This is a genomic window from Bradyrhizobium sp. OAE829, from assembly GCF_040546575.1.
Taxonomy (GTDB): domain Bacteria; phylum Pseudomonadota; class Alphaproteobacteria; order Rhizobiales; family Xanthobacteraceae; genus Bradyrhizobium.
In genome coordinates, this window is sequence record NZ_JBEPOE010000001.1 from 1,245,397 (window position 1) to 1,269,565 (window position 24,169).

Annotated in this window: 21 protein-coding genes; 12 read left to right on the plus strand and 9 right to left on the minus strand. The window is 63.0% G+C overall.

What is annotated here, in order from left to right:
• Positions 1-2: 2 nt before the first annotated feature.
• From ABIE49_RS06200 to ABIE49_RS06215, 4 genes are all read left to right on the plus strand, one after another.
• Positions 3-1,166, plus strand: a complete 1,164-nt coding sequence (locus tag ABIE49_RS06200; protein WP_192734046.1) for a M20 aminoacylase family protein — start codon at positions 3-5, stop codon at positions 1,164-1,166.
• 6 nt (positions 1,167-1,172) lie between these two features.
• On the plus strand, positions 1,173-2,594 hold the full coding sequence (locus ABIE49_RS06205) for an amidase (protein WP_192734047.1): 1,422 nt from the start codon (positions 1,173-1,175) through the stop codon (positions 2,592-2,594).
• A 131-nt stretch (positions 2,595-2,725) separates the two neighbouring features.
• The gene (locus ABIE49_RS06210; RefSeq protein ID WP_192734048.1) at positions 2,726-3,616 is read left to right on the plus strand and encodes a crotonase/enoyl-CoA hydratase family protein; all 891 of its coding nucleotides are present in this window, start codon (positions 2,726-2,728) and stop codon (positions 3,614-3,616) included.
• A gap of 102 nt (positions 3,617-3,718) precedes the next feature.
• Entirely contained in the window at positions 3,719-4,375 is a 657-nt protein-coding gene (locus tag ABIE49_RS06215; protein WP_192734049.1) for an esterase/lipase family protein, read from the plus strand.
• Positions 4,376-4,452: 77 nt separating this feature from the next.
• On the opposite strand, the gene ABIE49_RS06220 is transcribed toward ABIE49_RS06215, so the two are convergent.
• The 3 genes from ABIE49_RS06220 to ABIE49_RS06230 form a co-directional block, all read right to left on the minus strand.
• Positions 4,453-5,430, minus strand: a complete 978-nt coding sequence (locus tag ABIE49_RS06220) for an NADPH:quinone oxidoreductase family protein (protein ID WP_192734050.1) — start codon at positions 5,428-5,430, stop codon at positions 4,453-4,455.
• Positions 5,430-6,050, minus strand: coding sequence for a 2-hydroxychromene-2-carboxylate isomerase (locus tag ABIE49_RS06225; protein ID WP_192734051.1), 621 nt, complete (start codon positions 6,048-6,050; stop codon positions 5,430-5,432). Before ABIE49_RS06225 ends, ABIE49_RS06220 begins: the two co-directional genes overlap by 1 nt.
• 132 nt (positions 6,051-6,182) lie before the next feature.
• Complete coding sequence (locus tag ABIE49_RS06230; RefSeq protein ID WP_192734052.1) at positions 6,183-6,887, minus strand: glutathione binding-like protein; 705 nt, start codon at positions 6,885-6,887, stop codon at positions 6,183-6,185.
• Positions 6,888-7,008: 121 nt separating this feature from the next.
• Between ABIE49_RS06230 and ABIE49_RS06235 the strand changes: the two genes are divergently transcribed.
• Positions 7,009-8,031 (plus strand): methionine synthase, encoded by a 1,023-nt coding sequence (locus ABIE49_RS06235; protein WP_192734053.1) that lies wholly within the window; start codon positions 7,009-7,011, stop codon positions 8,029-8,031.
• Positions 8,032-8,146: 115 nt separating this feature from the next.
• Here ABIE49_RS06235 and ABIE49_RS06240 read toward each other — a convergent pair whose 3' ends face one another.
• The 4 genes from ABIE49_RS06240 to ABIE49_RS06255 form a co-directional block, all read right to left on the minus strand.
• Positions 8,147-8,791 carry a hypothetical protein gene (locus ABIE49_RS06240; RefSeq protein ID WP_192734054.1) on the minus strand — a complete coding sequence of 215 codons (645 nt, stop codon included), beginning with the start codon at positions 8,789-8,791 and terminating at the stop codon, positions 8,147-8,149.
• 142 nt (positions 8,792-8,933) lie between these two features.
• Positions 8,934-9,443, minus strand: coding sequence for a xanthine phosphoribosyltransferase (gene gpt, locus ABIE49_RS06245; RefSeq protein ID WP_192734055.1), 510 nt, complete (start codon positions 9,441-9,443; stop codon positions 8,934-8,936).
• Between the two features lie 38 nt (positions 9,444-9,481).
• Positions 9,482-9,949, minus strand: coding sequence for a GNAT family N-acetyltransferase (locus tag ABIE49_RS06250; RefSeq protein WP_192734056.1), 468 nt, complete (start codon positions 9,947-9,949; stop codon positions 9,482-9,484).
• Between the two features lie 5 nt (positions 9,950-9,954).
• Entirely contained in the window at positions 9,955-10,692 is a 738-nt protein-coding gene (locus tag ABIE49_RS06255; RefSeq protein ID WP_192734057.1) for a competence/damage-inducible protein A, read from the minus strand.
• 222 nt (positions 10,693-10,914) lie between these two features.
• Here ABIE49_RS06255 and ABIE49_RS06260 point away from each other — a divergent pair, with 222 nt between their 5' ends.
• The 3 genes from ABIE49_RS06260 to ABIE49_RS06270 all read left to right on the plus strand — a co-directional run bounded on the left by ABIE49_RS06260 (position 10,915) and on the right by ABIE49_RS06270 (position 14,277).
• Positions 10,915-12,333, plus strand: coding sequence for a circularly permuted type 2 ATP-grasp protein (locus tag ABIE49_RS06260; RefSeq protein WP_192734058.1), 1,419 nt, complete (start codon positions 10,915-10,917; stop codon positions 12,331-12,333).
• A gap of 2 nt (positions 12,334-12,335) precedes the next feature.
• Entirely contained in the window at positions 12,336-13,280 is a 945-nt protein-coding gene (locus tag ABIE49_RS06265) for an alpha-E domain-containing protein (protein ID WP_192734059.1), read from the plus strand.
• 157 nt (positions 13,281-13,437) lie between these two features.
• Positions 13,438-14,277, plus strand: a complete 840-nt coding sequence (locus ABIE49_RS06270; RefSeq protein ID WP_192734060.1) for a transglutaminase family protein — start codon at positions 13,438-13,440, stop codon at positions 14,275-14,277.
• A 120-nt stretch (positions 14,278-14,397) separates the two neighbouring features.
• Here ABIE49_RS06270 and ABIE49_RS06275 read toward each other — a convergent pair whose 3' ends face one another.
• Complete coding sequence (locus tag ABIE49_RS06275; protein ID WP_354066625.1) at positions 14,398-16,008, minus strand: ABC transporter substrate-binding protein; 1,611 nt, start codon at positions 16,006-16,008, stop codon at positions 14,398-14,400.
• Positions 16,009-16,115: 107 nt separating this feature from the next.
• Between ABIE49_RS06275 and ABIE49_RS06280 the strand changes: the two genes are divergently transcribed.
• Positions 16,116-16,928 (plus strand): class I SAM-dependent methyltransferase, encoded by an 813-nt coding sequence (locus tag ABIE49_RS06280; protein ID WP_192734062.1) that lies wholly within the window; start codon positions 16,116-16,118, stop codon positions 16,926-16,928.
• 132 nt (positions 16,929-17,060) lie between these two features.
• Positions 17,061-18,065, plus strand: coding sequence for an AI-2E family transporter (locus tag ABIE49_RS06285; protein WP_192734063.1), 1,005 nt, complete (start codon positions 17,061-17,063; stop codon positions 18,063-18,065).
• A 13-nt stretch (positions 18,066-18,078) separates the two neighbouring features.
• Here ABIE49_RS06285 and ABIE49_RS06290 read toward each other — a convergent pair whose 3' ends face one another.
• A complete protein-coding gene (locus ABIE49_RS06290; protein ID WP_354066626.1) occupies positions 18,079-19,872 on the minus strand; it encodes a metallophosphoesterase family protein in 1,794 nt (597 codons plus the stop codon).
• 1,114 nt (positions 19,873-20,986) lie between these two features.
• Here ABIE49_RS06290 and glsA point away from each other — a divergent pair.
• Positions 20,987-21,985: a glutaminase A gene (gene glsA / locus ABIE49_RS06295; RefSeq protein ID WP_192734064.1), complete on the plus strand. Its 999-nt coding sequence runs from the start codon at positions 20,987-20,989 to the stop codon at positions 21,983-21,985.
• A 72-nt stretch (positions 21,986-22,057) separates the two neighbouring features.
• Complete coding sequence (locus tag ABIE49_RS06300) at positions 22,058-23,710, plus strand: MFS transporter (RefSeq protein WP_354066627.1); 1,653 nt, start codon at positions 22,058-22,060, stop codon at positions 23,708-23,710.
• Positions 23,711-24,169 lie beyond the last annotated feature (459 nt).

The following is a 24,169-nucleotide window of genomic DNA, read 5'->3' on the forward strand; positions in this document are numbered from 1 at the left end:
ACATGCCCACCATCGAACGCATCGACGGCTATGCCGAAGAACTCACCGCGATCAGGCGCGATCTTCATGCGCATCCCGAGATCGGCTTCGAGGAGGTCCGCACCTCAGGCATCGTCGCCGACAAGCTGACGCAATGGGGCATCGAGGTGCATCGCGGCCTTGGCGGCACCGGCGTCGTCGGCGTGCTCAAGGGCAAGGGCAGCAGCGGCATGAAGATCGGCCTGCGCGCCGACATGGACGCGCTGCCGATGGAAGAGAACACCAATCTGCGCTGGCGCTCGACCATTCCCGGCCGCTTCCACGGCTGCGGCCATGACGGCCACACCACCATGCTGCTCGGCACCGCGCGCTATCTCGCCGAAACCAAAAATTTCGACGGCACCGTGCATTTCATCTTCCAGCCCGCCGAAGAAGGCCTCGGCGGCGCGCGCGCCATGATCAAGGACGGCCTGTTCCAGAAGTTTCCCTGCGACGAGGTCTACGGCCTGCACAACGCGCCTGACCTGAACCATGGCGAGATCGCGATCCTGCCGGGCCCGGCGATGGCCGGCGCCGACTTCTTCGACATCACGATCGACGGCTACGGCGCCCATGGCGCGATGCCGGAACGCTCCAAGGATGCCGTGATCATCGCCACCACGCTGGCGCAGGCGCTGCAGACCGTGGTCAGCCGCAACGTCCCTCCGCATCATCCGGCGGTGCTGTCGATCACGCAGATCCATGCCGGCTCGGCCTATAACGTCATTCCCGGCCAGGCCAAGCTGTGCGGCACCGTCCGCGCCTTCGATGACGGCGTGCGCGCGCTGATCCGCGAGCGCATGCGCGCGATCTGCGCCGGCATCGCGGCGGCGTTCCAGTGCGAGATCACTGCCGACATCCGCGACACCTTCAGCGTGCTGGTGAACCAGGAAGAGCAGTCCCGGATCGTTGAGTCGGTGGCGCGTACGGTGGTCGATCCGGACAAGGTGATCACCCGCACCGAGCCGAAGATGGGCAGCGAGGATTTCGCCGACATGATGCAGGCGGTGCCCGGCGCCTATTTCTGGGTTGGCCATGAAGGCTCGGTGCCCGTGCACAATCCCGGTTACGTCCTCGACGACAAGATACTGCCGATCGGCGCCAGCATGTTCGCGCGCATCATCGAGACCCGTATGCCAGTAGGTTAGGTGGTCATGCATAAAACCAAAAAAGAAGAAGAGGTCACGTCGCTGCACGATCTCAGCGCCGTCGACCTTCTCGCCGGCTATCGCGCCAAGCAGTTCTCGCCGTCCGAAGTGCTGGAGGAAGTGCTTGATCATGTCGCGGCGTGGGAGCCGCAGATCAAGGCGCTCTATCTGCTCGATCCCGATGGCGCGCGCGCCGTCGCCAAGGCATCGACCGAACGCTGGCAGAAGGGCGAGCCTGTCGGCACGCTCGACGGCGTGCCTGTGACCATCAAGGACAATATCGCCACCAAGGACCAGCCGGTGCCGCTCGGCGCCGCCAGCGTCAAGCTGGTGCCTTCACCTAAGGACGCGCCGCCCGCCGCACGGCTGCGCGAAGCCGGCTCCATCATCTTCTCCAAGACGACGATGCCGGATTACGGCATGCTGTCGTCGGGCCTTTCGAGTTTCCATCCCCTCACCCGCAATCCCTGGGACCTCAGCAAGAACCCCGGCGGGTCCTCTTCCGGCGCCGGCGCCACCGGCGCGGCCGGTTACGGCCCGCTGCATCTCGGCACGGATATCGGCGGCTCGGTGCGGCTGCCGGCCTGCTGGTGCGGCCTGGTCGGGCTGAAGCCGAGCCTCGGACGCGTTCCGGTCGATCCCTTCTATGTCGGACGCGTCGCCGGACCGATGACCCGTACCGTCGACGATTCAGCGCTGATGATGAGCGTGCTGTCGCGTCCCGACCGGCGCGACGGCATGAGCCTGCCCGCGCATGAAATCGCCTGGAAGGCGCTCGACAAGTCGCCGCGCAAAGTGCGGATCGGGTTGATGCTCGATGCCGGCACCGGCCTGCCGCTGGAGAAGGAAGTGCGCGAGGTCGCCGTCAAGGCCGCCAAGGCGTTCGAATCCGCCGGCGCGGTCGTTACCGAAGTCGACGGCATATTGACGCGCGAGATGCTCGACGGGATCGACAATTTCTTTCGCGCGCGAAGCTGGGACGATATTTCCAGGCTGACGCCGGAGGAGCGCAGCAAGACGCTGCCCTATATCCTTCAATGGGCAGAGGCCGGCGCGAAGCTCTCGGGCCTTGATGTCATCAGGGGCTTCAACGCCACCATGGCGATCCGTACCGCCGCGGCAAAGCTGTTCTGCGATCTCGATTATGTCGTCTCCCCGGTGTCGCCGGTGGTGAACTTCCCGGCCGAGTTCGCCTCCCCGGTCAACGACCCCACAAAGCCGTTCGAGCACATCGCCTATACCGTGCCGTGGAATATGTCGGAGAACCCGGCCGTCTCGATCAATGGCGGCTACGACAAGAAGGGCTTTCCGATCGGCGTGCAGATCGTCGGTCGCCGGTTCGACGATCTCGGCGTGCTCGGCATGGCCAAGGCGTTCGAGGGCCTGCGCGGCCCGCAAAAGCCGTGGCCGGCCCCGCCGAAGAAGTAAACTCTATCCGTCATTCCGGGGCGATGCGCAGCATCGAATCCGGAATCTCGAGATTCCGGGTTCGTCGCTTTGCGACGCCCCGGAATGACGGGTACAAATTGTCAAGCAAAGATACAGCAGAGGAAACCCCCATGGCGTATGAGACCATCAAGTACGAGGTCGCCGAGCAAATTCTCACCATCACCTTGAACCGGCCCGACAAGCTCAACGCCTTCAACGGCACCATGCAGCAGGAATTGATCGACGCCTTCGACGCGGCCGACAAGGACGACAACGTCAGGGCCATCATCGTCACCGGCGCCGGCCGCGGCTTTTGCGCCGGCGCTGATCTTTCTTCCGGCGCCAATACGTTCGATCGCGACGCGCGGCGCGGGCCGGTGAAGCGGCTTGCGGATGGCACTGTCGATTACAGCGATCCGCAGGTACGGGACGGTGGCGGACAGGTGACGCTGCGCATCTTCAAGTGCTTAAAACCCGTGATCGCGGCGGTGAATGGTCCCGCGGTCGGCATCGGCGTCACCATGCAGCTCGCGATGGACATCCGCATCGCCTCTGAAGCCGCGCGCTTCGGTTTTGTGTTCTCCCAGCGCGGCATCGTGCCGGAGGCCGCCTCGAGCTGGTTCCTGCCGCGCCTCGTCGGCATCGCCCAGGCGCTGGAGTGGTGCTACACCGGCCGCGTATTCCCGGCGCAGGAGGCGCTCGCCGGCCGCCTCGTCAGCAAGGTGGTGCCGCCGGATGATTTGCTGCCGACCGCCCGCGCGCTCGCCAAGGAAATCGCCGCGAAGACCGCCCCGGTCTCGGTGGCGCTGATCCGCCAGATGATGTGGCGCATGATGGGCGCCGACGATCCGATGGAAGCCCACAAGGTCGACAGCCGCGGCATCTACGCCCGCGGCCGTTCGGACGATGTCAGGGAAGGCGTGGTCTCGTTCCTGGAAAAGCGCCCGGCGCAATTCAAGAACAAGGTTTCATCAGATATGCCCGACTACTACCCGTGGTGGGACGAGCGGGAGTATAAGTGACCGCGCAGCGGTCATCCCGGAGCGATGCGAACGCATCGAAGCCGGGATCTCGAGATTCCGGGTTCGATGCTTTGCATCGCCCCGGAATGACGGACGGTAGAAATGCCCGAAAGTAACGACGGCGTCGTCCTGCTGCACGGCATCAGCAGGACGGCCCTGTCATTCCGGAAAATGCAGACCGCGCTCGAGGCCGCCGATTTCGCCACGCTGAACATCGACTATCCCAGCCGCCATCACGCGCTCGAAGCGCTGGCTGAGCACATCCACCCCGCCGTCACACACTTAGCCGCTGGGATCGCAGGCCAGCTTCATTTCGTCGGCCATTCGATGGGCGGCCTGCTGGCGCGCGTCTACCTTTCCAGATATCGGCCGGAGCGCCTCGGCCGCGTCGTGATGCTCGGCACGCCCAATGGCGGCAGCGAGATCGCCGATCGCCTGAAGAATGTTTCGCTCTATCGCGCCTGGTTCGGCCCCGCCGGTGAGCAACTCGTGACCCGGCGCGATGCAGCCACCAACGCACTGTTTCCGCCGGTCGATTATCCCGTCGGCATCATCGCGGGAAACCGGTCGGTCGATCCGACATTCTCGCTCTTCCTGCCGAAGCCGCATGACGGCAGGGTATCGGTTGAGAATACCAAACTCGACGGGATGGCGGATCATGTTGTGATCGGCACGTCGCATCCCTGGCTGCCGGGGAATCGTGTGGCGATTGCGCAGACGATCGCGTTTCTGAGGGATGGAAGGTTTAGCGGGCCGTAGGGTGGGCAAAGGCGCGCTTGCGCCGTGCCCACCATTCTTCGTGGAGACAATGGTGGGCACGCTTCGCTTTGCCCACCCTACGACCCCATCGTCAGCGCCACGCGGCCGATTGCCTTGCGGTCGATCAACAGCCGCATCGCGCGGGCGTAGTCTTCCAGCGGCAGGCGGTGGGAGATGTTGGGGCGGATTTTTCCGGCTTCGGCCCACTCCGTCAGGGCCTTGATCCTGACCTCGCCGAGAACAGGATTTTTCCGCACCGCCTCGCCGGCGCGCACCCCGAGCACGCTGGCGCCCTTGATCATCAGGAGATTGGTTTTGGCGAGCCCGATGCCGCCGGTGAACCCGATGATCAAGAGCCGCGCACCCCAGTTGATGCAGCGCATCGAGTTCTCGAACACCTCGCCGCCCACGGGATCGAACACCACGTCCGCGCCGCGCCCGTCGGTGATGCGCTTGACGGCATCGCGAAACGGTTCCTGGTCATAGCGCACGAGATGATCGGCGCCCCTCGCTTTGGCGATCGCAAGTTTTTCGTCGCTCGAGGCCGTTGCGATCACGGTGGCCCCCAGCATCTTGCCGATCTCGACCGCCGCAAGTCCCACGCCGCCACCGGCGCCATGCACCAGCAGCACTTCACCCGGCTGCAGTTGCCCGCGGTCGATCAGTGCGTGGTACGCCGTGCCGTGGCCGGCCAGAAAGGTCGCGCCTTCGGCATAGTCGAAGGTCGATGGCAGCGGCACGAGTTGCGACGGCGTGGCCACGGCCTCGTCGCAATAGGCGCCGTGGCGCATCTTGACGATCACCTTGTCGCCGATCGCGACGCCCGCGGCCTCGTTGACTTCGACCACGTCGCCCGCGGCTTCCACGCCCGGCGTGAACGGCAATGGCGGCTTGAGCTGGTACTGCCCCGCTGCCATCAGGACATCGGGAAAATTGATCCCGGCGGCGCGGATCGCGACACGCACCTGCCCTAGCGCCAGCGGTGCCGGGTCGAAGGTTTCGAGACGCAGGCTCTCGGGCGGACCCAGCTCGCGGCAGACGACGGCTTTCGGCATCAGGCAGCCTTCTCTTGCAGCCGCAGCACGGCTTCGCGGATCAGCAGCATGCGGTCGTTACCAAAGTACATGTCAGTCTTGCCGACGAAGATGGTCGGCGAACCAAAGCCGCCGCGCGCCATTACCTCGTCGGTGTTGGCCTTGAGCTGATCCTTGATCGCCTGCTCGCCAATGCCGGCGAAGAACTTGACGTGATCGACGCCGACCCTCTTGCAGACTTCCGTCAGCACCGAATCCTGCGAAATGTCCTTGTCGCCGCCCCAATAGGTCTCGAACACGGCGCGTGCGAACGGCACCATGTCCCTTTCAGATTCTTTGCCCAGCCAGATGCAGCCGCGCATCGCCTTGACGCTGTTCACCGGAAACACCGTCGGCGGCATCTTGATCGCAAGCCCTGCGGAGCGCGCCCAGTCGGCAAGGTCCTTTTTCATGTAGCGCGCCTTCAGCGGCACCGGCGTCTCGCGCTGGGCGTAAACGCTGGGATTGACCGTGTTGAAGATGCCGCCGACCAGGATCGGCCGCCAAGAAATCTCGACGCCGAGCTCTTTTGCGAGCGGCTGGATGTTGTGGAAGGCGAGATAGGTCCAGGGACTGGAACAGTCGAAGAAGAATTCGATCATGGCGTTTCCTTTTGCTTATTTATCCTCATCCTGAGGAGCCGCGAAGCGGCGTCTCGAAGGATGAAGGCCCGTCTGTGGCCTCATGGTTCGAGACGGCGCTTCGCGCCTCCTCACCATGAGGGTTGGGAATTGTCACTTCCGTCCGACCATTTCCTTCGCCTTCGCGCCCAACATGTTCCTGCGCGCTTCCTCGTCGAACGGTTCTTTGACGAACTTGCCGATCGCCAGCCCCGCCTGCACCTGCGGCCGGGCGCGCACGACGGCGTACCAGCGCTTGATGTTGGGATAATCGTCGAGCGTAAAGCCCTGTGCCTTGTGGGTCATGGTCCAGGGGAAGCAGGCGATGTCGGCGATCGTATATTCAGTGCCCGCGATATAGGCCCCGGTCTTGCCGAGCTGCGTGTCGAGCACGCGATAGAGCCGCGCGGCTTCATCCCGGTAGCGCTCGATGGCGTATGGGATCTTTTCCTGCGCATAGAGCGCAAAATGGCCGTGCTGGCCGAGCATCGGCCCGAGCCCACTCATCTGCCACATCACCCACTGCGCCGCGTGGGAGCGGCCGCGCAAGTCCGCAGGCAGAAAACGGCCGGTCTTTTCCGCCAGATAAATCAGGATCGCGCCGGTCTCGAACACGGAGAACGGCGCGCCGCCGTCGGCCGGCGCATGGTCGACGATGGCCGGAATGCGGTTGTTGGGACTGAGGCTAAGGAATTCCGGCTTGAATTGCTCGCCGGCGCGGATGTTGACCGGGATCACGGTATAGGGGAGCCCGAGTTCCTCCAGCATGATCGAGATTTTCCAGCCATTGGGCGTCGGCGCGTAATGCAGGTCGATCATGGTTTCCCCAAGCGTCCGGGATTTTCGAATTATTCCCGGTAATGGCGACTTTTGTTGTTCTGTACGGCGATCATAAGACATGGCAGACAGGCGCTCAATCAGAACCACCCGGGAGGCTCCTATGCTGTTTCCAACGACGATCGCAGGCTCATTGCCGAAGCCGGAATGGCTGGCCGAGCCGAACACGCTGTGGGCGCCCTGGAAATCCAAGGGCGACGAACTCGCCCGCGCCAAGCGTGACGCCACCATGCTGGCCGTAAAACTGCAGGAGGATTCCGGGGTCGATATCGTCACCGAGGGCGAGCAGGCCCGCCAGCATTTCGTCCACGGCTTTCTCGAAAAGGTCGACGGCATCGATTTCGCCCACAAGGTCGAGATGGGCATCCGGAAAGACCGCTACAAGGCGATGGTGCCGCAGGTGGTGGCGCCGCTGACGCTGAAAGGCCGGGTCCATGCCGATGAGGCCCGCGTTGCCCGCGCCCATACCAAACACAAGCTGAAATTCACTTTGCCCGGCCCGATGACCATCATCGACACGGTGGCCGACGGCCATTATGGCGACCGCGTCAAGATGGCGTTTGCTTTTGCCGAACTGCTGAACGAGGAAGCACGGGCGCTGCAGGCGGACGGCGTCGACATCATCCAGTTCGACGAGCCCGCCTTCAATGTGTTCATGGACGAGGTATCGGACTGGGGCATCAAGGCGCTGGAGCGCGCCGCTCAGGGGCTGACCTGTGCCACCGCCGTGCACATCTGCTACGGCTACGGCATCAAGGCCAACACCGACTGGAAGGAAACCCTTGGCAAGGAGTGGCGGCAGTACGAGGAGATTTTCCCGGCGATCGCCAAAAGCTCGATCCAGCAGGTCGCAATCGAATGCCGCAATTCCAAGGTGCCGCTGGACTTGCTGGCGCTGCTCTCCGGCAAGATTGTCCAGGCCGGCGTGATCGACGTCGCCAGCGACACGGTCGAGACCCCCGAAGACGTCGTCAAGGTGATCGACGCGGTATCGAAATTCGTGCCGAAGGCCAACATCGTCGCGACCACCAATTGCGGCATGGCGCCGATGCGCCGGGATATCGCGGAGGCCAAGCTGGCGGCGCTCGGTGCCGGCGCGAAGCTGGCAAGGCAGCAGTTGGGGTAGGAGTTTTGATCCGCGCCGTTCGAGGCACGGCACACTGGGCCCTCTCCCCCCTTGCGGGGGAGAGTTGGAGAGAGGGGTAAGCCACGCGCACCACCGTTGCGGCTTACCCCTCTCCCTAGCCCTCCCCCGCAAGGGGGGAGGGAAAGTTTTGTGCACTTGGATGCAGTGTCGTGCGATATCCTGCACCCAAAGCACGCAACGTCGACGGCGGTGTCAGCAACATCGCGTCCTCGATCGCATTACTGACCTCGCGATAGCCCGCCATCGTCCACTCCAGCGCCCTGCCCTGCAAAACCAGAAAACTCTCCGCCCCCGCCTGCACCATCGCCCCATCAGGCAGCTTCTCAACCGGCATCGGCAATGGATGCAGCCGCTTCTTACCTTTCTCCAGCCGCTCCCGATGCAGCACGGCATCGATATCGCGCGCGAGGACATTGGCGACGCCGTTGCCCTCTTCCCACGCCGCACGAAAGCGGTTGGCGTCGTCGCGGCGGCAGAAGAAACAGGGGCGATGGCCCGCGGCGAACGCGGTCGCCTCATCGAGGAAGAACAGTTCGGTCCAGCTGCGCGTGCCCATCACCTTGCGCCGCCATCCCCTGAACTCGCAGACGCAGGTGATCCACGCCGGGCTCGCCCAGCGCTTGTTCAGCAGCGTCTTCGTTGCGGGATCATGGATGATGCCGCGATTGCCGGTGAACAGGCCGCGGTGCGGATCGGCGATGATGTCGCCTGAGGGCGTGACACGGTTTTGCAGCGGCATGATGGGCCCGACTATTTGCCACACCCGTCATTGCCTGCGACAAACGCGAAGCGTTTGCGCAAGGGAGCGTAGCGATGAAGCAATCCATTCTTTCTTTGTGGCTGTGGATTGCTTCGCTGCGCTCGCAATGACGGCTAGAAACTCACGCGCCGTCGCGGATCGGCGGCTGGAACGACAGCGCGGTGTCCCAGGGAAAGTGAATCCAGGTGTCCTGCGACACTTCGGTTATGAAGGTATCGACCAGCGGCTTGCCCTGCGGCTTGGCGTAAACGGCCGCGAAATGCGCCTCCGGCATCATCGAACGCACCAGCCGGCCGGTCTTGCCGGTATCGACGAGGTCGTCGACGATCAACAGCCCCTTGCCGGTACCGCCGCCGAGTTTTGCCACATCAGCCGAAACACCCTTGAGAGCCTTCAGGTCGCCCTGCCTGGTGTGGTCATAGCTGGCAATGCACACGGTATCGATGATGCGAATGCCGAGTTCGCGCGCCACGATCGCTGCCGGCACCAGCCCACCACGGGTAATCGCAATGATGGCATGAAACGGCCCGACCTCGTTGAGCCGCCAGGTCAGCGCGCGGCAATCCCGGTGAAACTGATCCCATGAGACCGGGAAGGCCTTCTCCAGCGGCGGAGTGACTTTTTCGCTCATGATTTTGCTCCAAAACGATCGGCCACCTTTGATCTCCTTTACGATAGCGACTTTGCCATCTCGCTGGTCGCCGACCAGCCCAGTTGCGCGTACAGCGGCCGTCCCATCCTGGTGGCGTGCAATATCGCGAAAGCCACGCCTCGCCTGGCGAATTCCTGGTCCGCCCGGTCCATCAGCGCTTTGGCAATTCCCCGTTTGCGATGCGACGGCTCGACAAACACGTTGAGCACATAGCCGCGCCTGTCCTGCGTCGGATGGGAGGGGCCCGGCGGCCACTCGATGGTCATCAGTCCGATTCCCGCGATGGGCTCGCCGTGTTCCTCGACGATATAGCCGAAATACGATCCGTCACCGAGGTGCTTGACCAGCCAGGGCCGAAAATGCGCGGTCTGACTCTCCAAAATCTCTTCGGTCCTGCCCGGCGCGTCGGATTCGCGGAACATCTGTTCGCGGTGCCGGCACACCAGTTCGAGATCGTCGGCGCGGATTGGCCTGGTCGAAATCATCGGTGCTATCGCGGCGTGTTCAAACCCGCCAGCATCTCCTTCACCGCAGCCATCGCGGCGGCGAGCTTGTCGGGATCGCGCGAGCGGACCACGAGATTGGTGTTCGGCTTCTTGTCTTCGTCCTGGAACGGATAGCTGCCGATGATGGTGTCGGGGTGGGCGCTCGCGATCGCGCGCAAGGGGCCGCCGATGTCGCCTTCCCGCGCGTTCGCCCGGACTGAATGCGACAGCATCCGCACGCCCGATTTCAGCTTCGGCGCGACGATGTCCATCATCGCCTGCATGATCGTTGGAATGCCGGCCATCACGATGACGTTGCCGAGCTTGAAGCCGGGTGCCAGGATGGTGGCGCTCTGGATCAGTTCGGCACCGTCGGGGACGCGGGCCATGCGCAAGCGCGCCTCGTTCAGATCCTGCTCGGTCCAGCGTTCGCGGAATCGGGCCACCACCTCGGGATGATGATCGATGCCGACGCCGAACGCCTTGGCGACGCTGTCCGCGGTGATGTCGTCATGGGTCGGCCCGATGCCACCGGTGGTAAAGACGTAATCGTAGCGCTTTCGCAGTGCATCAAGGGCGGCGATGATGTCGGCCTCCTCGTCGGCAACGACGCGGACTTCCTTGAGGTCGATCCCGATATTGGTCAGGTACTCGGCGATAAAGCCGATGTTCTTGTCCTTGGTCCGGCCGGACAGGATCTCGTCACCAATGACCAGAATACCCGCTGTGACGATCTCACTCATTTCCAATCCTCGTCTTATCCCCTGACCTTGCGCATCCAACGCATTGAAGTCACGGGGCTTTGCTGCCGAAATAAGCACCCGACAGCCGGTTTTTCAGGCAGCACGGGGAAACAACCCCATACCAAATGCCCCAGCCCATGCATATCGCGCTGGCCCGGCCCTTGCTACCATCCCGTGAAGTCATGCACTGTGTCGCATGGCTTCGAAAGATAGTCAGGATTTATGGCAGTCGCGTTTGATGAAATGAATGGCCCCGGCGGGGACCTCCGGCCCGCCTACCAGGAACTCTCCCGCTGGTTGAAGGAGACGCCTCCGGACGCCCTTGAATATCGCCGCCAGGAAGCGGAGCTGTTGTTCCGCCGGATCGGCATCACCTTCGCGGTTTATGGCGACGCCGAAGCCCAGGAACGGCTGATCCCCTTCGACGTGATTCCCCGGATCATGTCGGCCAAGGAATGGACGCTGCTGGAAAAGGGTCTGAAGCAGCGGGTCCGCGCCCTCAACATGTTCCTGCGCGACATCTATCACGGCCGCGACATCCTGCGCGCCAATATCATCCCCGACGACCTGATCTTCCAGAATCCGGTCTTCCGTCCCGAGATGAACGGCCAGGACGTCCCCCACGACGTCTACGTCCATATCGCCGGGATCGATATCGTCCGGGTCGACGCCGACAATTTCATCGTGCTGGAGGACAATGCGCGGACCCCGTCCGGCGTCTCCTACATGCTGGAAAACCGCGAAATCATGATGCGGTTGTTTCCGGACCTGTTCGCCCGCCACCGCGTCGCACCAGTGGAGAAATACCCCGACGAACTGCTGTCGGCGCTGCGCTCGGTGGCGCCGCTCTCCGCTTCCGCCGAGCCTGTGGTCGCGCTGATGACGCCCGGCGTCTACAATTCAGCCTATTACGAGCACTCGTTCCTGGCCGACAAACTCGGGATCGAGCTGGTCGAGGGCCGCGACCTCATCGTCAAGAACGACGAGGTGTTCATGCGCACCACCGAGGGCCTCAAGCGCGTCGACGTGATCTACCGCCGCGTCGACGACGACTTCCTGGATCCCCTGACCTTCCGCCCGGATTCCGCGCTCGGCGTGCCCGGGCTGATGTCGGCCTATGCGGCCGGCAACGTCACGCTCGCCAACGCCGTCGGCACCGGCATCGCCGACGACAAGGCGGTCTATTCCTACATGCCTGACATCGTGAAATTCTATCTCGGCGAAGAGCCGATCCTGAAGAACGTGCCGACCTGGCGCTGCCGCGAGCCGAAGGACCTCGCCTACGTGCTCGACAACCTCGGGGATCTCGTGGTCAAGGAAGTGCACGGCTCCGGCGGCTACGGCATGCTGATCGGCCCCGCCGCCACCAAGGCGACGATCGAGGCGTTCCGCGACAAGCTCAAGCGCGAGCCCGAGGGTTTTATCGCGCAGCCGACGCTGGCGCTGTCGACCTGCCCGACCTGCACCGCATCCGGCCTCGCGCCGCGCCATGTCGACCTCCGGCCGTTCGTGCTGACCGGGCGCGATCACGTCACCATCGTGCCGGGCGGGCTGACGCGCGTGGCGCTGAAGGAAGGCTCCCTGGTGGTCAATTCGAGCCAGGGCGGCGGCACCAAGGACACCTGGATTCTGGACGAATAGAGATGCTGTCGCGCACCGCCGAAAACCTGTACTGGCTGGCCCGCTATGTCGAGCGCGCTGAATATCTCGCGCGCACCATCGACGCCACCTTGCGCGTCACCGCCCTTCCCGCCGCCTATATCGGCAAGACCAATGAATGGGATTCCGCGCTACTGACCGCCGGCGTCAGCGCCAGCTTCTACGAGGCCTATCAGGAAGCCAACGAACAGAACGTCGTCGAATATCTGGCGTTCTCGCCGTCGAACCCCTCCTCGATCAAGAACTGCATCGAGGCCGCGCGGCTCAATTCCCGCTCGGTGCGCACGGCGTTGACCTCGGAGATGTGGGACACCATCAACTCGGCCTGGATCGAGCTGCAGGAGGTGTGGGGCAAAGGAACGTCGAGCCGCGAGGAACTCGCAAAATTCCTGCGCTTCGTGCAGGAGACGTCGCTCCGCTTCGACGGCTCGGCCTACCGGACCATGCTGCGCAACGACGCCTACTGGTTCTCGCGCCTCGGGCTGCATCTGGAGCGCGCCGACAACACCGCCCGCATTCTCGACGTGAAATATCACGTGCTGCTGCCCGAGGAGGAACATGTCGGCGGTCCGCTGGATTATTACCAGTGGACCTCGATCCTGCGCTCGGTGTCGGCGCTGACGGCCTATCACTGGGTCTATCGCGAGACGCTAAAGCCCTGGCTGATCGCGGATTTGCTGATCCTCAACGACACGCTGCCGCGCTCGCTGGCGAGCTGCTACAGCAATCTGGTGCGGAACCTCGACCAGATCGGCGTCGCCTATGGCCGCCAGGGCGCCTCCCAGCGCCACGCCCGCGGCGTCCGCAACCGGCTTGAACACAGCCATATGGACGATATCTTCCAGCATGGCGTCCATGAATTCATCCAGGAATTCATTGCTGATAACGCTCGGCTGGGTGAAATCATCACGAAGCAGTATCTGATTTGATACATTCAGCGTCATGGCCGGGCTTGACCCGGCCATCCACGTCTTGCTTTGGAGAGTGAGAAGGAAGAAAGACGTGGATGCCCGGGACGTCTAGCGCGAAGGCGCGCTTCGCGCTAATGCCCGGGCATGACGATCTCAACCTCATCCCGGTCTACCCATGCGCCTGCGAATTGCCCATACCACCAGCTATCGCTATGAGCCCCCGGCCTCAGGCGTGATCCAGATCCTGCGGATGACGCCCGGCAGCCATGACGGGCAATATGTCGCCGAGTGGCAGATCGACGTCTCCACCGATTCCCGGCTCGACATGCACCAGGACGCGTTCGGCAATGTCACGCATGTTCTGACTCACGGGCCCCTCGCCGACCTCACCATCAATGTCGAGGGCCTGATCGAGACCCACGACACCGGCGGCGTGCTGCGTGGCACCGACGAGCGTTTCCCGCCGAGCCTGTTCCTGCGCTCCACCGCGCTCACCGAAGTCAATCCGGCGATGGCGACCTTTGCCCGCGAGATGCGTTCGGAATCCGGTGACGACGTGCTCGGCTTCCTGCATGCGCTGATGGTGCAGATCAACGAGCACATGACGTTCGACGAGGACCCGACCAACAGCGGCACCTCGGCGGCGGAAGCCTTCGCGCTCAAGCGCGGCGTGTGCCAGGACTACGCGCATATCTTCATCGCCTGCGCGCGCTCGGGCGGCGTGCCGGCGCGTTTCGTCTCCGGGCATTTCCTGCGCTCCGACGGCACCGTCAACCAGCAGGCCGGCCATGCCTGGGCGGAAGCCTTCGTGCCTGATCTGGGCTGGGTCGGTTTCGATGCGGCCAACGGCATCTGCACCACGGACGCCCACGCCCGCATTGCGATCGGCCTCGACTATCTCGGCGCGGCCCCGGTCCGCGGCACCCGCTATGGCGGCGGCAACGAGACGCTGACGGTTGCGGTCAAGGTCGAACAGGCCGGCGGCCGGCAGGGGCAGTGGCAAAGCCAGTCGTAGATCCAACCACCGTCATTGCGAGGAGCGAAGCGACGAAGCAATCCACCTTCTCTGCCGAGCCATTGATTGCTTCGCTTCGCTCGCAATGACGAGGATGGTGTCCGCGTCGGAACAATGCCGTCACTTATCCAGCCACACATCCTCAAACCGCAGATTGTTGTACTGGCTGTTGTCGTGCGGCTTGAAGTTCTTCACATGCGGCTGCCAGCAATTGCCGGCCGATGAGTGCAGGATGATCGGGCGCGCGGCGTCATCGACCAGGATGCGCTCGATATCCCAGACGATCTTCCGGCGCTTTTCCTTGTCGAGTTCGCGCGATTGCGCCGCCAGCAGCTTGTCGACCTCGGCATTGCAGTACTGGGTATAGTTGCGCTCGGACCTGCACGAATAATTCTCGACGATGTTGCCGTCGGGATCGTCGACGCTGACGCCGGTGACGTTCAGTCCGATCGTAAAATCCTTCTTCGCCAGCCGCGCATACCATCGCGGCGTATCGAGGATGTCGAGTTCGCCGACGATGTAAATCTTCTTGAGCTGGTCGGCCAGGATCACCGCGGGGTCGCGATAGGTCGGCAGGTTCCGGGTCTGGATCTTGATCGGCAACGGTTTGGCATCGCTGTAGCCGAGCTTCTGCATGATCGCCTGCGCTTCCGCGACGTTCCTGGCGATGTCAGGGCCATACCCCATCAGCGACGACACCAATTCCGGCGACATGCCCCATTCGCCCTCGGGCTTTGCCAGCATCGCCCCGCCGAGACGCGCGTTGCCTTCCATCAGGATGGTATTGAAGGCCTTGCGATCGAGCGCCAGCGACATCGCCTTGCGGATATCGGGATTGTCGAACGGCGGGTTGACGCGATTGACCAGCAGATTGATCTGGGTGCCGGTGCCGGTCATCTCGCAGATCGCGTTCGGTGCCCGCGCCTTGATGTCCTTCAGCAGGGGAACGCTGACGTCGGAAGGAAAGGTGATGTCGTAGTCGCCGGTCGAGAATGCCAGCATCCGCGTGGCGCGGTTGTCGATCGTGCGCACCGTGATCTCGTCAAGATAGGGACGGTCCTTCTTGAAGTAATCCGGATTGCGCACGACGTGCATGGACTCGCCGCGTTTGAATTCGACAAACTTGAACGGTCCGGTGCCGATCGGCTTGCTCCGCATCACAGCCTGCGGCACGTGACAGGGGTAGACGGCTGAAAACGCGCTCGCCAGCAGCACCGGCAGGCTCGGCTGCGGCTCGCTCAGTTCGAACGTCGCCTCATGGTCGCCATTGATGCTGACGTCCTGCAGCTTGGTGTACCAGACCTTGCGCGGGTTGCGCCTGAAATCCTGGTTTTCGGTCTTGCCGATCAGCATTCGCCAGGTGCACTGCACATCTTTCGCCGTGAAGGGTTGGCCGTCGTGCCACTTCACGCCCTGCCGCAGCTTGAAGGTCAGCTTGGTGTTGGTCGCGTCCCAGGACCAGCTTTCAGCCAGATCCGGGATCACGGTCTCCATGCTCTCATGCGGCATGGCCGGATCGAACACCACGAGATTGTTGAACACCGTCGCAAACGGCAGCACCGAGGCGATGGTCGCTTCTTCCAGCAGTGACGTCGAGGGCGGATTGTCGTTGTGATAGAGCCGGAGCGTACCACCCTTCTTCTGCGCTGCGGCGGGGCTTGCGGCACATAGCGCGATGCACAAGAACACTGGGAAAGCGAATTTCAACCTGCCGGAGCAAATGGCGCGCAATTTCCGCCTCCCAGAATGTTTTCTTTTTTCTTTAGAGCTGCCAAAATCTATAGGGCCGCGAGACAAGACTGCAAGCAAAACCACCATGCGCAACGCAGGAGACCGCGATGTCGGAAACCGACAAGCTGTTCGCAGGCTCGATCCCGGAAAACTATGATCACCACATGGTTCCGTTGATCTTCGCGAGCTACGCGCGGGACATGTCAGAACGCGTCGCCGCATTGGCGCCGAAGTCCGTGCTGGAAACCGCGGCCGGCAGCGGCGTGGTTACCCGCGCACTGGCGCCGATCCTGTCGTCCGATGCCAGATACGTCGTCACCGACCTCAATCAGCCCATGCTGGATCATGCGAAATCAAGACAAGGCGCGGACAGCCGCATCATCTGGCAAAAGGCGGATGCGCAGGCGCTGCCGTTCGAGGACGCCGCGTTCGATCTCGTCTGCTGCCAATTCGGCGTCATGTTCTTTCCCGATCGCCCGTCCGGCTACCGCGAAGCCCGCCGGGTTCTGAGGCCAGGCGGAAGTTTCCTGTTCAACGCCTGGGATCGCATCGAGGAGAACGTCTTCGCGAGCGACGTCACGGACGCCCTCGCGACGTTCTTTCCAAGCGACCCTCCCCGCTTCATGGCCCGCACGCCCCACGGCTATCACGACACCGCGCTGATCCGCAGCGATCTGGCGAAGGCCGGTTTTACCGACGTGAAGATCGAGACAAGGGCAGCGCAAAGCCGCGCCCTCTCTGCCCGCCACGTCGCGCTGGCCTATTGCCAGGGAACTCCGCTGCGCAACGAGATCGAAGCGCGGGGTCCGGACCGGCTGGAAGCCGCAACCGACCATGCGGCCTCGGTCATCGCTATCAGGCACGGCAGCGGCGAGATATCGGCCAAGATCCAGGCCCATATCATCCTCGCCCGGGTCTAGCCCTCCCGACCGGATTCAAGGCCTCGTTTCACCCCACCCGGTTCATGCCACCCCGTTGGATAATTGGGATTGGATGCCTGGTCTGAAATTCGCTACTAGTTGCCCGCCGGTAATGAGCCTAGCAGGCGTCGCATGAAGTTCGCGGTCGGAATCATCGCAGTGGTGCTGCTGGCGGCCGCTGTCAGGCAGGCAAGCGCGGTGTTCGCTCCGCTGGCGCTGGCGCTTTTCATCATCGCGATCGTCTGGCCGCTGCAGAGCAGCCTGCAGGCGAAAATGCCGAAACTGCTGGCATTGGCGACCACCATTGTCGTCACGATCGTGGTCTGTCTCGCTTTCGCCTCGCTCGCGGCGTGGGGCTTTGGGCGGGTCGGACGATCACTGATGGCCGATACGGTGCGCTATCAGGCGCTTTATGGCGCCATGGTGACGTGGCTCGACGGCCATGGCGTCTCCGTCGCCGGCTTGTGGGCCGAGCATTTCAACGTCGGGTGGCTGATGCGCACAACGCAGTTCGTCACCGGCCGCGTCAATACCACGCTCAGCTTCTGGGTGATTGCACTTGTCTATGTTGTGCTGGGACTTCTGGAAGTAGAGGACGCAAGACGAAGGATCGAGACGCTCGGCAAGCCCGAGGTTGCGCGCGTGCTGCTGGACGGAAGTAGCGCGACCGCAGCCAAATTCCGGAAATACCTCCTGGTTCGGACGCAGATGAGCGCCATCACCGGCCTGCTCGTCGGTGCGTTCGCCTGGATCACCGGATTGCCGTTCGCGCTGGAGTGGGGCGTGATCGCCTTCGCGCTCAACTACATTCCCTTTATCGGGCCCTTCATCGCAACGCTGTTTCCCACTCTGCTGGCGATGACGCAATTTGAGAGCTGGCAAGCGGTTCTTGCCCTCTTCGCGTGCCTCAACATCATCCAGTTCGTGGTCGGCAGTTATATAGAGCCGCGCGTTGCCGGCAGCATGCTTTCGATATCTCCTTTGGTGGTGTTGTTCGCGATTTTTTTCTGGACCTTTCAATGGGGCCTGTTCGGAACCTTTATCGGCGTGCCGATCGCGCTTGCGATCCTCACCTTCTGTGCCCAGCATCCGTCAAGCCGCTGGATAGCCGATCTGCTCGGCGGATCGAAGCAATAGGGGCCGACAAAAGCTAGCCGCCGGTCTCGCCGGCGATCTCGACGCGCTGCGGTGGGAGCAGACAGAGCTGCCCGCCCGAACCAGCAGCCAGCGTATGGATCAGAAAATGCGTCGGTTTGGCGTCAGGGCCACCCATGACAGGCGACGGAGCAGAGATGATCTTCAGCGCACCGCAGGCGCCGATCCAGTCGATATGACGATGGCCGTGCATGACCACGGCCCGCTTCGCGAAAGGCCTGAGTTTGCGAACAAACCAGCTGCCGTTGACAAGCGCGGTTCCAATGCGTTCGGAAAAATTCGCAACCGGCATCGGATATTCTATCAGATGATGATGCAGCGCGACGATCCATTGCGCACGGGGAAAACGACCCAGCGCCGCGGCGAGCCGGCGCATCTGTTCTACGGAAACCAATCCGAGCGCATTGGTGAAGGAAAAATGCGTATCGGCGTTTGAGTTCAGGATCAAGACGCCCAATCCGTCTTCCCGATCGGGTGGCAACAGCATCGGAAACAGGTCGTCGAACAGCCCGACCAGCCCGGCGGCGCGGCGCAAGCCGCCGCGTTCGGCAAAGGCGGCGATCCGCTTTCGATGCGACGCCAACGCCTCGTTGAGGGTGGCAGCCGGCTTTCCCGCGTCGTCGACGACATGCACGCGTTCCCCCTGCACCGCTGCGATTGCCGACAACGTTCGCATCTGCCGCAGCCGCTTGCCGGGACTGAACGGCAAATCGAGCCGGGCCGGATTGGCGCGGTCGACGATGTTCACATCGTGATTGCCGGGCAACATGACCATGAGAGCCGCGAGGTCACGATGCAGCGCCACCACGTCGAGGAATTCGGCCCACTCCGTCGCGCGGCCGGCGTCGGTCATGTCGCCGGTCACAAGGATGAGGTCGAGCGGGTCGGTGGCGTGGATCGCCGCAAGACGGACCATCAGCCGCGCAAGGCGCTGGTTACCGCGCGGGCCGCCACGTCCGCTCTCGATACGGAAGCCATATCGCTCGCCGATCACGTGAAGGTCCGACAGATGCGCGACACGCCAGGTCCGGCAACCGGACGGCGCGTCGTCGAATTCGGGAAGATCGAGCGGCTGATCCATGCTGGCATCCGCAAAGCCCCAGACCAGCGACGCGAATGCGAGATAACCCGATACCAATACGACCGCATTGGCCAATGTCGGAACGATCAGCCGGTGCAGAAGCACAAGGTCGGGCACCGAACCGATCCACCGCGAGAACGGCCAAACGAGAATCGCGATTGCCGCCGCACACAGGCAGAGCACAATGCCCGCGCCGGCGGAGCTCGCCGCGCGCAGCCGTGCCCGCCCCGCCGCGTCGGCGTTCCTGCCGAACACCAGCTCCGCCAGGTGCCGCAGCGCCTCGCGGCCAAACGCGTAGCCGGGCTGGACGGCGAGCGCATTGAGCGACCAGAAATTTGTCTCAGCGGCCCGAAACAGCGGCCGCCATCCGAACCATCCGAGCGCGATGACCGCGACCAGCAGCAGCGCCGCGCCGATTCCGGTCAGTTCCAGAACATGTTCGGACACGGAGGAAAACCAGGCCGTCGCGATCAGCGGCGCGAGACCGAGCAGCACCGCCGGCAACAGCAGCGAGACGGTCCAGGCGAACAGGAGTTTCGGCAGACTGATTTCAACCAGCAGACTGCCGGCGATCGCCAGCAGCGATCTCCGTCCGGGGCTGGAGGCATCATCCTCGATGTCGCCCTGGCGGGGATCGACCAGCGACCCGCCCTGAGCGGGAGTTGAATCAGGTTCCGCGGTCGGCCGCGTCATGATCGGAGCGCGCATCTTGCATCCGCGATAGGAGTGCCTGCTGCCTAACCGACGCTACCAGCGTCTCGGCGGAATACCAGCGCGCATCCGCTCCCTCGGCGCTGCTGCCCTGCCTCGCGGCACCCATTCTATTTCAGCCTTCCGCTCGCCAAGCTTCGAGGCGTATGCAGTTCGTGCCACCCGATCGCGTAATTTGTCACAAACTTTTGTAGCAAAGCACACACGCCGCCAACCCTTCCATGCGATCGCACGGCTAACATTGAGCGCTGGTGATCAAGTCCCGTATTACAAATTGCAGGGGAGACTTGCTATGCGCACAAAGCTTGTCGGCACAGTGGCCGTTGCTTCAACCGCTTGTCTGGTCACGTTGAGCGGAAATGCCCAGGCAGAAATATTGATCACGACCGCCACCATATCGCGAGGCGAGTTAGTTATCGCCGGACGGGTCAGGCGACCGCGCGACCCCAAGGTGGAGATCACAATCAGTCCGACCAAAACGGTACAGGTTGAGAGCACATCGACGGGCGGTTTCAGGTGGGTTGGAGCAGAATTCCCCTCCACTTGTATCGTGAAGATCACGTCAGGGCCGGATACCAGAGACGTGGTGATACAGAACTGCGGCCTTCCCGGACCTGCCGGGCCGCCCGGTCCAGCAGGTCCTCCAGGGCCGGCCGGGCCGAAGGGAAACTAGGAGATTCCGTGCCCCTTGGATTTGGGTCTTGAGGACTTCATCCCGCGGAAGAGGCTCATGGAGGCGGAACAAGCAATTCCAGTTTCGGTATGCTTGATTGGCAACGGTGTGACTTGACCGCACTGTATGTGGATGTATCCGTATGCGTGCTGTGGCACGGACGCAGCGCGACTTGATTAGTCGGCTCCCGGCATATGCAGTTTGTGCCATCGCGTTGCACGGATTTGCCACAACTTTTCACGACGAAGCACACGTTGCGCAAACCAGTGCGTCAGGTTGTATGCTTGACTCCGTGCACTTAGGAGCGCTTGTTTGTCAGGCCGAATAAAAAGAGCTGACAAGATCCCACGTGATCGGTTGCTCAATGAGCAACGAACGTTGCCGATGTCCCCGGCACCCACGAGCAGGATCGTACAAACAGGATTGAGGAGGAGTCCCATGGACTCGCCATCGATCACGGCACAAGCCGAACGGCCATACGTTTCGACAGGGCATCTGCCCGGGCCCGAGATGGTACAGGCACTCGTGTCCGAAGCGCAGCGGCGCTTTAAATCGAATACCGACGGCCAAAACTCGCAAGTCTATCCGGCGCTGGCCAGAATCCCCAGCGATCTGTTCGGCGTCTGCGTCGTCGGCACCAGCGGACGCGTCCATGCCGCCGGGGAAACCGACTACGAATTCTCGATCATGAGCGTGTCGAAGCCGTTCGTATTCGCGCTGGTATGCGAGACGATCGGACCGGAAGAAGCGCGCGCCAAGCTCGGAGCAAACGCCACGGGCCTTGCTTTCAACTCCCTCGCCGCCATCGAGCACGGCGGCGGCCGCACCAACCCGATGGTCAATGCGGGCGCCATTGCAACGACGAGCCTTGCGCCTGGCACGACCGCGGATGAAAAATGGCAATTCATCCATGACGGACTGTCGCGATTCGCGGGCCGACAGCTGCCGCTGAACGAAGAGGTCTACGCTTCGGCGTCGGATACCAACTTCCGCAACCGCAGCATTGCCCGCCTGCTGCAGAGTTTTGATCGGATCTACTGCGACGCAAAGGAAGCGACCGACCTCTACACCAGGCAGTGCTCGCTGAATGTCAGCGCCCGGGACCTCGCGGTCATGGGCGCGACGCTGGCTGACGGCGGCGTCAACCCCATCACCAAGAAACGCGTGGTCGATCCGGCTGTCTGTCATTACGCGCTGGCGGTGATGATCACCGCCGGACTGTACGAGACTTCGGGCGATTGGCTTTACGACATCGGCCTGCCCGGAAAGAGCGGAATCGGTGGCGGTATCGTCGCCGTTTCCCCGGGTAAAGGCGGCTTCGGAACCTTCGCACCCCCGCTCGACGCTGCAGGCAACAGCGTCAAGGGACAGCTAGCCGCAAAATTCCTGTCGCAGCGGCTGGGAATGGATCTGTTCGTGTCGCAACCGGAAGAATGAATCAGATGCCAAAGGGATTGGGACGGGCCGCAAGACCCGACCGATCCGGAACCGCGCAAGCCGGAGGACGCCATGGCGACGCACTCGATTTCAATCGGCGACATCCGCGAAGACGCGCAGGCGTCATGGGTCCCGATGATCGCCATTGCGTTCGGCCAGATGATCATGTCCTTCAACGTCGCTTCGCTGCCGGTCGCGATGGGGGGCATGGTGCAGAGCTTCGGCGTCCCGCCGACGACCGTCGCGACCGGTATCGTGGCCTATTCGATGCTGGTTGCCGGCTTCGTGATGCTGGGCGCGAAACTCGCCCAGCGGTTCGGCGCCGCTCAGGTCTTCCGCGCCGCCGTCGTCCTGTTCTGCGCCGCGCAGATATTGATGACGTTCAGCCCCACCGCGACGCTGATGATCACGGCCCAGGCGCTTTGCGGCGCGGCAGGGGCCGTGATCGTGCCGTCGCTGGTGGCGCTGATCGCCGAGAATTATACCGGGCGCCAACAGGCGACCGCGGTGGGTGCGCTTGGTTCGGCGCGGGCCGCTGCCGGCGTGCTGGCGTTCATCATTGGCGGCGTCCTCGGCACATATATCGGCTGGCGTCCGGCGTTCGGAATCCTGATCGCCGCCTCCGCCATTGTTTTCGTCTTGAGCTTCCGCCTCAGGCCCGACCACGGACGACCGGACGTCCAGATCGACATCACAGGCGTTGTGCTGGCGGCAACAGCCATCATCCTCATCAGTTTCGGCTTCAATAACCTGAACGGCTGGGGCCTGGCGCTGGCAACACCCAATGCGCCGTTCAACCTGCTCGGCCTTTCGCCTGCGCCGGTCATGATCGTTCTGGGTATCGTACTCGGCCAGGCCTTTCTGATCTGGACGCATCGGCGCCAGGCGGCCGGGAAGACGCCGCTGCTTGCCCTCGAGGTGATCGACTCGCCGCAGGAACGCGCGGCGGTCTACGGGCTGTTTGCCGTGGTCGCACTGGAGGCGGCGCTCAACTTTTCTGTGCCGTTGTACATTCAAATCGTACAGGGCCGCTCTCCTCTGGCGACCGCGATCGCGATGATGCCGTTCAATCTCACGGTGTTCTTCACGGCGATGCTGATCGTCAACGTCTACGACAAACTGACGCCCCGCCAGATCGGCCGCTATGGCTTCGCCCTTTGCACGATTGCACTGGTGTGGCTCGCGTTCGTGGTGCGGAACGACTGGAGCGAGATTCCCGTGCTGTTCGGCCTCGTCCTGTTCGGTATCGGCCAGGGCTCGCTGGTCACGCTGCTGTTCAATGTATTGGTCACCGCCTCGCCCAAGGCACTGGCAGGCGACGTCGGATCGGCACGCGGCACCACGCAGAATCTCGCCGCGGCAGTCGGAACAGCCGTCGCCGGCGCACTGCTTGTCGGCCTCTTGAGCACAATCGCCGTCAGCAGCATCGCCGCAAATCCGGTGCTGCCCAAGGAGCTGCAGAGCCAGGTCGATCTCAACAACATCACATTCGTCAGTAACGAGCGCTTGCGGAGCGTGATGGAGAACACAACCGCTACGCCGCAGCAGGTGCAGGAAGCGGTGCGCGTGAACACGGAGGCGCGGCTGCGAGCGCTGAAGATCGGCCTGCTCATCATGGCCGGACTCGCCTTGCTCGCGGTAATTCCGGCCGGAAAGCTCCCGAACTACCTGCCGGGAGAAATCCCAAGTGACGATCCCGCGGTCGAAGGCTCGAAATCGGCCTGATCCCCGATTGCGAGACGCAGGTTGCTCCGAGGAGAAAAAATAGCAAGGCGCTGGTCAAAGGAGTGAGCCCAATGGATGCAATCGAGCGTCGCAGCGTATTACGGGGCATTCTGTGTGTGGCCGCAGCCGCGGGTTTGGCCGCAAGTTCGCTGCCGGCCGTGGTCGAGGCCATACCCCTCGCGCCCCAGAAAGATCTTGGCAAAGACCTTGGCAGCAAGGATCCCGGCAGCAAGGAGGATGACCTTACTGTGCGGGTTCAGGCCGTCACCCGCCGGCCGCCCCCGCGTCCTGTGGCGCGTCCCCCGCGACGGCGCCCAATCCATCGTCACCGCCGGCGTCGTTGGGTCTGTTATTGGCACCGCGGGCGCCGCGTCTGTGGCTGGCGATGGATATAGCCAATTTCAGAATGCTGACGCGAGCCGCGAGCGGCCGGCGCTGCGCCGCTCATTCGATCGAACG

Coding starts and splice junctions, on each gene's coding strand:
- ABIE49_RS06200 (WP_192734046.1), top strand. CDS start 3: ATGCCCACCATCGAACGCATCGACGGCTATGCCGAAGAACTCACCGCG.
- ABIE49_RS06205 (WP_192734047.1), top strand. CDS start 1,173: ATGCATAAAACCAAAAAAGAAGAAGAGGTCACGTCGCTGCACGATCTC.
- ABIE49_RS06210 (WP_192734048.1), top strand. CDS start 2,726: ATGGCGTATGAGACCATCAAGTACGAGGTCGCCGAGCAAATTCTCACC.
- ABIE49_RS06215 (WP_192734049.1), top strand. CDS start 3,719: ATGCCCGAAAGTAACGACGGCGTCGTCCTGCTGCACGGCATCAGCAGG.
- ABIE49_RS06220 (WP_192734050.1), bottom strand. CDS start 5,430: ATGCCGAAAGCCGTCGTCTGCCGCGAGCTGGGTCCGCCCGAGAGCCTG.
- ABIE49_RS06225 (WP_192734051.1), bottom strand. CDS start 6,050: ATGATCGAATTCTTCTTCGACTGTTCCAGTCCCTGGACCTATCTCGCC.
- ABIE49_RS06230 (WP_192734052.1), bottom strand. CDS start 6,887: ATGATCGACCTGCATTACGCGCCGACGCCCAATGGCTGGAAAATCTCG.
- ABIE49_RS06235 (WP_192734053.1), top strand. CDS start 7,009: ATGCTGTTTCCAACGACGATCGCAGGCTCATTGCCGAAGCCGGAATGG.
- ABIE49_RS06240 (WP_192734054.1), bottom strand. CDS start 8,791: ATGCCGCTGCAAAACCGTGTCACGCCCTCAGGCGACATCATCGCCGAT.
- gpt (WP_192734055.1), bottom strand. CDS start 9,443: ATGAGCGAAAAAGTCACTCCGCCGCTGGAGAAGGCCTTCCCGGTCTCA.
- ABIE49_RS06250 (WP_192734056.1), bottom strand. CDS start 9,949: ATGATTTCGACCAGGCCAATCCGCGCCGACGATCTCGAACTGGTGTGC.
- ABIE49_RS06255 (WP_192734057.1), bottom strand. CDS start 10,692: ATGAGTGAGATCGTCACAGCGGGTATTCTGGTCATTGGTGACGAGATC.
- ABIE49_RS06260 (WP_192734058.1), top strand. CDS start 10,915: ATGGCAGTCGCGTTTGATGAAATGAATGGCCCCGGCGGGGACCTCCGG.
- ABIE49_RS06265 (WP_192734059.1), top strand. CDS start 12,336: ATGCTGTCGCGCACCGCCGAAAACCTGTACTGGCTGGCCCGCTATGTC.
- ABIE49_RS06270 (WP_192734060.1), top strand. CDS start 13,438: ATGCGCCTGCGAATTGCCCATACCACCAGCTATCGCTATGAGCCCCCG.
- ABIE49_RS06280 (WP_192734062.1), top strand. CDS start 16,116: ATGTCGGAAACCGACAAGCTGTTCGCAGGCTCGATCCCGGAAAACTAT.
- ABIE49_RS06285 (WP_192734063.1), top strand. CDS start 17,061: ATGAAGTTCGCGGTCGGAATCATCGCAGTGGTGCTGCTGGCGGCCGCT.
- ABIE49_RS06290 (WP_354066626.1), bottom strand. CDS start 19,872: ATGCGCGCTCCGATCATGACGCGGCCGACCGCGGAACCTGATTCAACT.
- glsA (WP_192734064.1), top strand. CDS start 20,987: ATGGACTCGCCATCGATCACGGCACAAGCCGAACGGCCATACGTTTCG.
- ABIE49_RS06300 (WP_354066627.1), top strand. CDS start 22,058: ATGGCGACGCACTCGATTTCAATCGGCGACATCCGCGAAGACGCGCAG.